At 53.5% G+C, this 2,325-nt stretch carries 2 tRNA genes and 2 rRNA genes; all 4 read right to left on the reverse strand.

Annotation, left to right across the window (positions count from 1 at the left end):
* Positions 1 to 262: ribosomal RNA gene (locus tag ACFPU0_RS11970) — 23S ribosomal RNA — on the reverse strand; the annotation flags it as partial.
* Between the two features lie 230 nt (positions 263 to 492).
* Positions 493 to 568, reverse strand: a tRNA-Ala gene (locus ACFPU0_RS11975).
* Between the two features lie 32 nt (positions 569 to 600).
* Positions 601 to 677: transfer RNA gene (locus tag ACFPU0_RS11980), tRNA-Ile, on the reverse strand.
* Positions 678 to 742: 65 nt separating this feature from the next.
* A 16S ribosomal RNA gene (locus ACFPU0_RS11985) occupies positions 743 to 2,278 on the reverse strand.
* Positions 2,279 to 2,325: the final 47 nt, after the last annotated feature.

Here is a 2,325-nt window from a genome sequence, read left to right on the forward strand (position 1 = left end):
TCCCCGTTCGCTCGCCACTACTAAGGGAATCTCGGTTGATTTCTGTTCCTCAGGGTACTTAGATGTTTCAGTTCCCCTGGTTCGCCTCTGGCACCTATGGATTCAGTACCAGATACCTAGGTTATCCTAGGTGGGTTCCCCCATTCAGAGATCTCCGGATCAAAGTCTGTTTGCCGACTCCCCGAAGCTTATCGCAGGCTACCACGTCTTTCATCGCCTCTGACTGCCAAGGCATCCACCGTATGCGCTTCTTCACTTGACCATATAACCCCAAGCAATCTGCCTGCGATCATGGGGTGAAGACGACATTCGCCGAAAATTCGCGCTTGAACTCGCAAATTTTGCCTTGAGTTGCTGAGTGCAGTGAAACACTCAACAAGTCACTTCTATCACATACCCGAATTTTTAAAGAACGATTCTGGCGCAAAGTCCAGAATTCAATACCCATTCACGGGTATTCAATTCTGAGCTCTTGGTCTGCCTGCCGGAGAGTGGTGGAGCCAAGGAGGATCGAACTCCTGACCTCCTGCGTGCAAAGCAGGCGCTCTCCCAGCTGAGCTATGGCCCCAATGTCAACCGGTCTCACGACCCCGCGACAATTGGTGGGTCTGGGCAGATTCGAACTGCCGACCTCACCCTTATCAGGGGTGCGCTCTAACCAACTGAGCTACAGACCCAATCGCCTTCGCAATTGAATCAAGCAATTCGTGTGGGAACTTATGAAGAAGCTGATGTCTTCGATTAAGGAGGTGATCCAGCCGCAGGTTCCCCTACGGCTACCTTGTTACGACTTCACCCCAGTCATGAATCACTCCGTGGTAACCGTCCCCCTTGCGGTTAGACTAGCTACTTCTGGAGCAACCCACTCCCATGGTGTGACGGGCGGTGTGTACAAGGCCCGGGAACGTATTCACCGTGACATTCTGATTCACGATTACTAGCGATTCCGACTTCACGCAGTCGAGTTGCAGACTGCGATCCGGACTACGATCGGTTTTATGGGATTAGCTCCACCTCGCGGCTTGGCAACCCTTTGTACCGACCATTGTAGCACGTGTGTAGCCCTGGCCGTAAGGGCCATGATGACTTGACGTCATCCCCACCTTCCTCCGGTTTGTCACCGGCAGTCTCCTTAGAGTGCCCACCCGAGGTGCTGGTAACTAAGGACAAGGGTTGCGCTCGTTACGGGACTTAACCCAACATCTCACGACACGAGCTGACGACAGCCATGCAGCACCTGTGTCAGAGTTCCCGAAGGCACCAATCCATCTCTGGAAAGTTCTCTGCATGTCAAGGCCAGGTAAGGTTCTTCGCGTTGCTTCGAATTAAACCACATGCTCCACCGCTTGTGCGGGCCCCCGTCAATTCATTTGAGTTTTAACCTTGCGGCCGTACTCCCCAGGCGGTCGACTTATCGCGTTAGCTGCGCCACTAAAGTCTCAAGGACCCCAACGGCTAGTCGACATCGTTTACGGCGTGGACTACCAGGGTATCTAATCCTGTTTGCTCCCCACGCTTTCGCACCTCAGTGTCAGTATCAGTCCAGGTGGTCGCCTTCGCCACTGGTGTTCCTTCCTATATCTACGCATTTCACCGCTACACAGGAAATTCCACCACCCTCTACCATACTCTAGCCCAGTAGTTTTGGAGGCAGTTCCCAGGTTGAGCCCGGGGCTTTCACCTCCAACTTGCTGAACCACCTACGCGCGCTTTACGCCCAGTAATTCCGATTAACGCTTGCACCCTTCGTATTACCGCGGCTGCTGGCACGAAGTTAGCCGGTGCTTATTCTGTTGGTAACGTCAAAACAACCAGGTATTAGCTGACTGCCCTTCCTCCCAACTTAAAGTGCTTTACAATCCGAAGACCTTCTTCACACACGCGGCATGGCTGGATCAGGCTTTCGCCCATTGTCCAATATTCCCCACTGCTGCCTCCCGTAGGAGTCTGGACCGTGTCTCAGTTCCAGTGTGACTGATCATCCTCTCAGACCAGTTACGGATCGTCGCCTTGGTGAGCCTTTACCTCACCAACTAGCTAATCCGACCTAGGCTCATCTGATAGCGCGAGGTCCGAAGATCCCCCGCTTTCTCCCGTAGGACGTATGCGGTATTAGCTCGAGTTTCCCCGAGTTATCCCCCACTACCAGGCAGATTCCTAGGCATTACTCACCCGTCCGCCGCTCGCCGGCATCCCGAAGGACCCGCTGCCGCTCGACTTGCATGTGTTAGGCCTGCCGCCAGCGTTCAATCTGAGCCATGATCAAACTCTTCAGTTCAATACTGCTTGGGTTTTGAGAAAACCCTAAACTTGGCTCAGCAATCG

The sequence above is a fragment of the Pseudomonas sp. GCM10022186 genome, from assembly GCF_042656385.1.
Taxonomy (GTDB): domain Bacteria; phylum Pseudomonadota; class Gammaproteobacteria; order Pseudomonadales; family Pseudomonadaceae; genus Metapseudomonas.